The sequence below is a fragment of the Thalassospira sp. UBA1131 genome (assembly GCF_002311515.1).
GTDB lineage: Bacteria > Pseudomonadota > Alphaproteobacteria > Rhodospirillales > Thalassospiraceae > Thalassospira.
In genome coordinates this window covers 1,699-9,835 of sequence record NZ_DCAO01000037.1, presented here as the reverse complement: position 1 = coordinate 9,835, position 8,137 = coordinate 1,699, and the positions used below count along the sequence as shown (strand labels likewise).

Genomic DNA, 8,137 nt, shown 5'->3' with positions numbered 1-8,137 from the left:
AATATGGCGGATCGGGTTAAGGCTCAGCCGCCCCATGCGTTGGGCCGTATCATCGCCAAACAGCTTGGCAGCAAAACCATGGGCTGCCTCGTGCAATGTCGCGGCCAGCAAAACCGGAATGATCCAGGTTGTCGCCGAAACGATCAGGTCAATCGTGTCATTCACTTCTGATCATCTCCTGCGGACCACACCGGCGCCAGAAGATCGGCAAGCCGGGCCTGCCAATCGGCAATCTGGGTGCTTTTTGGCGCGTCGTGTTTGAAGGTGGCAATTTGATTGGTAAAGCTCTGTGCGCGCTGCAAGGACGTACCGGTCAAAAGCGGTGCCATTGACACCACCTCTTCCATCTCGGTGCGTTTGCCATTGCAATGAAGCGCAATATCGCACCCGGCAAGCAGACATTCATGCGTCCGGCTGGCGATGGAGCCACCCAGCGCCTCCATGGACAGATCATCACTGATCAGCAGGTTTTCAAAGCCAATCTCGCCACGAATAATGTTCTGAATAACAGTCGAGGAAACTGTTCCAGGGCGTTGATCATCAATGGCGGTAAACAGCAGGTGGGCCGACATTGCCGCCAGCACGTCCTTCATGTGTGCAAACGGCGCAAAATCAAACTCGGACAGTGTCTCGTGCGATACGGTGACAATCGGCAGGTCCTTGTGACTGTCGACCGTCGCGCGGCCATGTCCCGGGATATGCTTGATGATCGGTGCAATACCGCCATCCAAAAGGCCTGCGGCCACGGCACTGGCCAACATCACGACCTTGCCGATCTCTGCCCCGTATGACCGGTCACCGATCACGTCACTCATACCGGGCAGACGAAGATCAAGAACAGGTGCGCAGGTTGTATTAAACCCGGCTTCGCGCAGGTCCATCGCCATCAGCCGCGCACTGGTATAGGCCGCCTCGCGTGCATCATCGGGATTGCGGTCAAACAGATCACCAAACACACCGGCCGGCGCAATGCTGCGCCAATGTGGCGGTTTTAAACGCATCACGCGGCCGCCTTCCTGATCGACCAGAATCGGCACGTTGGTATTGCCAACGGTTTCGCGCAGTGCGTTGGTCAGGGCTCGGACCTGATTACGGTTTTCGATGTTGCGGGCAAACAGGATAAACCCGAACGGATCGGCTTCACGCAAGAAGCCTTTTTCCCAATTGCTGAGTTCCGTTCCCGAAACACCAAGAATGCAGGCACGTGGCTTTTTGACTTCAAGGCCGGACAATGAGGCACCCCACACTGCGTTCTTTCAAATCCGCACAAAGCTTTTCGGCAGCCCCGGCATCACCAAGGGGACCAGCCTGCAACCGATAGAAGACACCTTTGCCTTCGATCTCAATACGTTGCACAAACATCTCAAGATTGCCAAGCAAGTCTTTGTTTTTCGAAGACAACCGTTTCCATTCTGCTGCCGCGCCGCTTTCTTCGCGGACCGAAGCCAGCTGCACACGGAATGCGCCAGACGCAGGCGCCGCGGTCGTAGGTTGCGGTGCCGCGGCCGGTTCGGCTGCTGCTTGTTCCTTGGCCGGGGCTTCGGCCGTGCGGTTTTCAGCAGCGGCAACCGCCTTCTCGGCGTCCGTCAATTCAGGAGCTGCAATTTCCGGTGCTTTAACAGCAGGCTCTGCATTGCTTTCAGCTTCGGTCGCTTGCGGTGCATCCACTGTTTCGGTTGCGCCCGCATCTGCCGGTGCCTCGGCCGTTGGATTTGGCTGGGCTGCCTTGGGCGTTGCGGAGACTTCCGGTGCACGCGGCATGTCTGGAAGTTCCTGCAACACAACATTTGCATCCGGATCAACGTCGCTTAGCTGGTCGTACACTGTCGTCTCACGGTGGGGAACTTCCATCCCCCCGGGATCTTCCGGGCGAATTTTGATCGGTGACGGATCAGGAAGCAGGATCGGCAAATTGCCATCGTCCTGAATGGGTTGGCCCTGATTATAAAACCAGTAACCTGCCCCGCCCAGCGCGCCACCAACCACGACAACGCCAAGAAACACGGTAGCCAGCCCTTTGATCATGCTCTTGCTGGCGGGCTTTTCTGATCCGTAGTGATCTGCACGCTCTGCATGAAGGTCGGCACCGTGCTCTTCGCTCATCTCTTACATCTCCTCGACAGGCTTAACGCCCACAACCTCAAGACCGGAAGCAATGACCGTGGCAACAGCACGGATCATCGCAAGACGTGCCAGAGTCGCAGGCAAATCATCGGCAATGATGAAGCGCAGTGCTGTGTTGTCACGTCCCTTGTTCCACAATGCATGGAATTCTGCGGCAATTTCTGTCAGGAAAAAGGCAATGCGATGCGGTTCATGGGCAACGGCCGCCTGTTCGATAATCCGCGGCCACTCAGCCATGCGGCGCACCAGAAGCTTCTCATCTTCCGAACTCAGCAATGACAGGTCCGCAGTCGCCAGCGTCTTCTCCGACAGGTCCTGTCCCGGGAAGGCTTCAGCCGCCTGGCGGAAGACCGAATTCACACGTGCATGCGCATACTGAACATAGAAAACCGGGTTGTCCTTGGACTGTTCGGTTACCTTGGCGAAATCGAATTCAAGTGCCGCATCATTTTTGCGGGTCAGCATGATGAAACGCACAACATCCTTGCCAACGCGTTCAACGACGTCACGCAGGGTGACGAACGTTCCGGCACGTTTCGACATCTTGACCGGTTCGCCGTTGTCAAACAGGCTGACCAGCTGGCAAAGCTTGACGTCAAGGTCGCCCTCGCCGTGCGTGATCGCCTTGGTCGCAGCCTTCATGCGTTTGACATAGCCGCCATGGTCGGCGCCAAAGATGTCGATCATCAGGTTAAAGCCGCGTTCGTACTTATCAAAGTGATAGGCAATGTCGGACGCAAAATAGGTCCAGCTACCGTCGGACTTCTTCAAAGGCCGATCGACATCGTCGCCAAATTCTGTTGCACGGAACAGTGTCTGCGGGCGCGGTTCCCAATCATCAGGCTTCTTGCCTTTTGGCGGCTCCAGCACACCAACATAGATGTCGCCTTTTTTCTCAAGATGCTCAAAGGCCGACTGGACCTTGCCCGCCTTTACCAAGCCGTCTTCGGAGGTGAAGACATCATGGGAAACGCCAAGAAGACGAAGGTCTTCCTTGATCAGGGCCATCATCTCGACGATGGCGAAAGCACGAAACTCTTCGAGCCATTCATCTTCCGGGGCATTCTGCCACTTGTCGCCATCGCGTTCCGCCAGCTTTTTGCCCGGCGCGACAAGATAATCCCCCGGATACAGGCCTTGCGGAATTTCACTGATCTCTTCGCCAAGAGCTTCGCGATAGCGCAAATGAAGCGACCGTGCGAGGACATCCACCTGCGCACCGGCATCATTGGTGTAATATTCCTTGGTAACGGCGTAGCCCGCCTTTGCAAGCAAGTTGGCAAGCACGTCACCAACAACCGCACCACGGCAATGGCCGACATGCATCGGGCCGGTCGGGTTTGCCGAAACATATTCGACGTTGATCTTTTCGCCTTTACCAAGGTCGCTATTGCCGTAAGCCGTGCCGACTTCAAGGATCTGGCTGATCTGTGAAAGCCAGAACCGCTCGGCCATACGCAGATTGATGAAACCCGGACCAGCAATTTCGACTTCTTCGATGTGATCAAGGCCACGCAGTTTTTCAGCGAGCTTTTCCGCCAGATCACGTGGCTTCATGCCAGCAGCCTTTGAAAGCAACATCGCCGCATTTGTTGCGGCATCCCCATGAGACGCATCGCGCGGCGGCTCCACCGTGACACGCGAAGTGTCGGTTCCCGCAGGGAGAACACCGTCTTTTTCAAGGGCGAGAATCTGGTTCTCGATGTCGCTTTTCAACAGGCTGAAAACATTCATGACTTGGAACTTTGTAATTTCTGGTTCTGACCGGACCGGTCAATTGACTGGCGCCTTTTTTGAGCCATTTCACCTCAAAACGCAAGTCACCCGTATTTAGAGACATTACAGGTTTTGACATTTCAGCCATGCGCGCTAAATACTGACTCAAATACTGCGTTCGGATCATGCTATGATGTGACCAAGGATCGCAAACACACCTGCCCCGGCAGGACAAGACCAAGGAGTGTTGAATGACCGATTCTTCTCGGCAAGTTCAAATGACTGAAAGTGCTGCAAAACGCATTCAGGAACTGATTGCCAGCGAAGGTGCTGCGAACACCATGCTGCGTTTGCAGGTGTCTGGCGGCGGTTGCAGTGGGTTCCAGTATGAGTTCTCGCTCGATTCAGACACCACTGACGAAGATCGTATCTTTGAAAACCACGGTGCGAAAATGGTGATCGACGAAGTATCGCTGGATCTTCTCGGCGGTGCAGAGATTGATTTCGTGCGTGAGCTGGTTGGCTCGGCCTTTCGTGTAAATAATCCGAATGCCACCTCTTCATGTGGCTGCGGATCAAGTTTCTCGATTTGATCCGGATCGACAAACCGATTTATAAAACGGGGTTCGTTATTGGCGAACCCCGTTTTGTTTGACCAAACACCCAAAAAAAACCGAGGCCCGAATGAAAATCGCCACCTGGAATGTGAACTCGATCAAGGCACGCCTGCCAAACATTCTTGACTGGCTGCAGGACGGGAAACCCGATGTGGTCCTGTTACAGGAAACCAAGACGGTTGATGACGCGTTTCCGGCGATGGAGATCGAGGATCTTGGCTACAACATCGCCATTCATGGCCAAAAGACCTACAACGGCGTTGCGATCCTTTCCAAATTCCCGATCGAAGATGTCGAACGCGGCCTGCCCGGGAACGATGATGACGAACAAGCCCGCTATATCGAGGCAACCATCTGCTCAAATCGTCCAGTCCGGGTTGCATCGATCTATGTTCCAATGGGAACAGCCGTTGGCGACGAAAAGTTTGATTACAAACTGAACTTCCTCGATCGCCTGATCACCCGGTTTGAGAAAATTCGTGCCAGTGGTGACGCCGCTGTCATGGGCGGGGATTACAACATCGCGCCCGACGACATGGACGTTTATGACCCGGTGAAACTGCGTGAAACGGTGCTGTGCACGACGGTTGAACGCAAACGTTTGCGCACCATGATGAATATGGGCTTTACCGACGCGTTCCGGACCTTCAACCCGAAAGGTCATCAATATAGCTGGTGGGACTATCGTGCCGGTGCGTGGAACAAGGATAACGGTCTTCGTATTGACCACCTCCTTCTGACCCCGGCGGCGGCAGACCGTCTAAGCGCATCGGATATCGACCGGGAACCACGCGGCAAGGAAAAGGCATCTGATCACACACCGGTCTGGTGCATGATTGACGACTGATCGCGTTCGATCACCAAAACAGCAAAAGGGCCGCACCTATCAGGATGCGGCCCTTTTCTTTTATCAATGGCAACAGATTGGCTTTATTCTGCCGCCTGCTTCATCGCCATGCGATACGCGACGATATCTTCGATGCTGATCACGACCATATCATGGGTCTTGGCATATTCGATCAGTTCCGGCAGCCGCGCCATTGTGCCATCCGGATTGGTGACTTCACACAGCACACCAGCGGGCTTGAACCCTGCCAGACGCATCAGATCAACCGTACCTTCGGTATGGCCGCGACGTTCAAGAACACCGCCCGGACGGGCGCGCAGCGGAAAGACATGGCCCGGACGCGCCAGATCACTCGGTTTGGTGTCATCGGCGATCGCGGTTTTTACCGTGGTGACGCGGTCCGCGGCCGATACACCGGTTGTGACTCCAACCTTGGCTTCGATGGTGACGGTGAAACCAGTTCCCATGCTGGATGTGTTGTCAGCAACCATGGGCGGCAGTTCAAGTTCAGTTGCCTTCTCGTCGGTCAGGCACAGGCAGACGATACCGCTGCAATCTCGGATGAGCATCGCCATTTGTTCATTGGTCAGATTTTCTGCTGAAAAGATCAGATCGCCTTCATTTTCGCGATCTTCATCGTCAACAACCAGAACGCCTTTGCCCTGGCGCAGATCATCAAGCGCACGTTCCATGCGCGCATGCGGATCGCCAAAGATCGACAGATCGGATTGTTTTTCAATACTCTGATTCATAACCGTCCTCTACGGATGGGGCTTACGAACCAGGGCAACAAAGAAAGGCCCGCTTTGCGACAAATGTCACAATGCGGTCGCAGGCAGACGGCATACCAGTCACGCCAAGGCGTTCCTGTCACGACCGTCACGCTTTATCCTCTCCCATCCGGACTGTTACCGTCGGCTCCGGAATCTCACCGGATCTGCTGACCCCAAAAGTCTTGCGACCTATGGGCGCTCGCGGGCTTACCAAAACTGGTTTACCGCCGGTCGGGATTTTCACCCTGCCCTGAGAATAAGCGCCGTGTTTCAACGACAAACGTTAACCACAATTGATCAACTCGCGCACTTTATGAAAGCGCGCCAGTGTTGTCAAACGTCATAAAACCCTTAAAACCTTGTGGTTTAAATGTCCGAAAGCAGTTTGCCTGCACGGAAATGGAAATCGCATCCGTTATTGCGGGCTTCGCGCGGCGCCCATTGGCAAACGGCACATTTTTTGTCCGATGATCTGCTTTTGGATTTGCATTCCCGATGAAGATAGCCGCCAAGCATCGCGTCAATATAGCTGCCTTCAAAGACATCCACCCCCAGACTGCGGCCCATGCGAAGCGCCGTTCGGCTGTCGCAACGCGTCAGGATCAGGCTGCGGTCGGCAAACAAAACAGCAAACTCTCGCAGTCTTTCGGCGACTTCCGCGCGACGCGATCCGACAATGTTCTGGTCCCATATGACCTTGATGAAATCGACATTCATCTTGCGCGGCGACAGAAATTCGAGTGCTGGCAACGTGATACGGTCCAGACCAACCTGTATTCCCAAGGAATGCAGAAATTCGCACGCGTCTTCAAATTCCCACCAGTTTGCGATCGCGTTCTCCATGGAAAACTCGATGGCCATGTTTTCAATCAGTTTACCGTCATGTTCGGCGATGAAATCGGTAAACTTGTCGCTGTGAACTGTCTGGATTTGCATGTTCAAATGCAGTCGATCTGGCAAAATGGACGGTGCCAATGCTGCCGTAACATCCATGACTTTTTCATCGAGAACACGCGACAGGATCTCGATCTCGCCCGGCCCTTCCAACAGGAAACTGGCAAGATGGTTTTGGCGCAGGTAATCAAGCGAACAATAAATCTCGTGGCCTAACACCTCGCGTCGGGTGTCATCAAAACAGACGATGGCCTGGCGCCGACATGAGTCAAATACAGCCTCTGTGGTGATCGCACCACGTAGCATATCAGCCATATCAAAGCGCACGGAAACGTCACTGCTTGGTCTTTCTGCAAGCGTGATACCGAGTAAATCTGCCAACTTCTCCTGATCTTTTGGCCATTCAAAGCGGTTCCAGAGATTGGTTGGAATATGGCCGAGGCCCTGACGGTTCAGGACGTCGGTCAAAATTTCCCGGATATGCTCGACAAAGGTGTTGTCGTCGTTTGTCCACGATCCTGCATGCACAAAAGCCACCATGCCGTTTTCCAGGCGATGGGCCTTGGTGTTCTCGGGGAGATTGTGGAAAGCATCCCGGGTAATGGCCTGATAGTCATCAGTACCAAGACGCAAGTCGGCCGGAATATTCAGGATTCCAAACGAAATCGCTTTGCCTTTGGCCGCGTTTTTACGCAGGCTTTCGACAAAGCGATTGATCGTGACAGGTGGTTTGGTGGTGTGCGCGTTCATATGCATTCCAGTTTGAATTGCAGCTGAACATACGTCACTAAAGTGGTGAATTCAACCTAAATTACTATACCATCGCATAGCTCTGCCTCCACCCTTAGGGCAAGGTCGGTAAAGAAGGTTTTCGCCGGTACACCGACAACATAGCCATCAATTCGGTCAACAACACGCAATCCCTGCAGTGCATTGGCGGTAAACACAGCATCGAACTCTTTGAGCTCTTCTGGTGCCTTCGGCTCGAAACTCACCTCGATCTCGGATTCTTCGGCAACTTGCAGAACGTAATCGCGGGCAAGCCCGCAAAGGATCCCGGTATCCTCATCCGGCGTCCAAAGGGTTTCCCCGATGATCCCGAACAGATTGGCAACCGTCGTTTCTGCCACATGGCCGTCAGCCGACAGAATAAGCGCGTCTTGTGC

At 54.2% G+C, this 8,137-nt stretch carries 8 protein-coding genes and 1 riboswitch; of the genes, 2 read left to right on the top strand and 6 right to left on the bottom strand.

Going from position 1 to position 8,137, the window contains the following annotated elements; translation table 11 throughout:
- Positions 1-161 precede the first annotated feature (161 nt).
- Genes nagZ through argS form a run of 3 tightly spaced genes read right to left on the bottom strand, consistent with a single transcriptional unit; the run spans position 162 to position 3,858 of the window.
- Positions 162-1,232, bottom strand: a complete 1,071-nt coding sequence (nagZ, locus tag B3Z49_RS05975) for a beta-N-acetylhexosaminidase (protein ID WP_296988909.1) — start codon at positions 1,230-1,232, stop codon at positions 162-164.
- Positions 1,219-2,103 carry an SPOR domain-containing protein gene (locus tag B3Z49_RS05970; protein WP_296988907.1) on the bottom strand — a complete coding sequence of 295 codons (885 nt, stop codon included), beginning with the start codon at positions 2,101-2,103 and terminating at the stop codon, positions 1,219-1,221. The genes nagZ and B3Z49_RS05970 overlap by 14 nt, the downstream gene beginning before the upstream one ends.
- Positions 2,104-2,106: 3 nt before the next feature.
- Entirely contained in the window at positions 2,107-3,858 is a 1,752-nt protein-coding gene (gene argS, locus B3Z49_RS05965; RefSeq protein WP_296988905.1) for an arginine--tRNA ligase, read from the bottom strand.
- Positions 3,859-4,091: 233 nt separating this feature from the next.
- On the opposite strand from argS, the gene erpA reads away from it, so the two are divergent.
- Both erpA and xth read left to right on the top strand, forming a co-directional pair.
- Positions 4,092-4,433: an iron-sulfur cluster insertion protein ErpA gene (erpA, locus tag B3Z49_RS05960; protein WP_008890980.1), complete on the top strand. Its 342-nt coding sequence runs from the start codon at positions 4,092-4,094 to the stop codon at positions 4,431-4,433.
- A gap of 91 nt (positions 4,434-4,524) precedes the next feature.
- Positions 4,525-5,304 carry an exodeoxyribonuclease III gene (xth, locus tag B3Z49_RS05955; protein ID WP_296988901.1) on the top strand — a complete coding sequence of 260 codons (780 nt, stop codon included), beginning with the start codon at positions 4,525-4,527 and terminating at the stop codon, positions 5,302-5,304.
- Positions 5,305-5,387: 83 nt separating this feature from the next.
- Here the strand turns inward: xth and ribB are convergent, their stop codons facing one another.
- The 3 genes from ribB to B3Z49_RS05940 form a co-directional block, all read right to left on the bottom strand.
- A complete protein-coding gene (ribB, locus tag B3Z49_RS05950) occupies positions 5,388-6,056 on the bottom strand; it encodes a 3,4-dihydroxy-2-butanone-4-phosphate synthase (RefSeq protein WP_296988899.1) in 669 nt (222 codons plus the stop codon).
- A 132-nt stretch (positions 6,057-6,188) separates the two neighbouring features.
- Positions 6,189-6,339: riboswitch (FMN riboswitch) on the bottom strand.
- 104 nt (positions 6,340-6,443) lie between these two features.
- A complete protein-coding gene (locus tag B3Z49_RS05945; RefSeq protein WP_296988896.1) occupies positions 6,444-7,721 on the bottom strand; it encodes an EAL domain-containing protein in 1,278 nt (425 codons plus the stop codon).
- Positions 7,722-7,777: 56 nt separating this feature from the next.
- The coding region (locus tag B3Z49_RS05940; RefSeq protein WP_296988894.1) for an aminotransferase class IV at positions 7,778-8,137 on the bottom strand (360 nt) is incomplete at its 5' end.

Coding starts and splice junctions, on each gene's coding strand:
- B3Z49_RS05970 (WP_296988907.1), bottom strand. CDS start 2,103: ATGAGCGAAGAGCACGGTGCCGACCTTCATGCAGAGCGTGCAGATCAC.
- argS (WP_296988905.1), bottom strand. CDS start 3,858: ATGAATGTTTTCAGCCTGTTGAAAAGCGACATCGAGAACCAGATTCTC.
- erpA (WP_008890980.1), top strand. CDS start 4,092: ATGACCGATTCTTCTCGGCAAGTTCAAATGACTGAAAGTGCTGCAAAA.
- xth (WP_296988901.1), top strand. CDS start 4,525: ATGAAAATCGCCACCTGGAATGTGAACTCGATCAAGGCACGCCTGCCA.
- ribB (WP_296988899.1), bottom strand. CDS start 6,056: ATGAATCAGAGTATTGAAAAACAATCCGATCTGTCGATCTTTGGCGAT.
- B3Z49_RS05945 (WP_296988896.1), bottom strand. CDS start 7,721: ATGAACGCGCACACCACCAAACCACCTGTCACGATCAATCGCTTTGTC.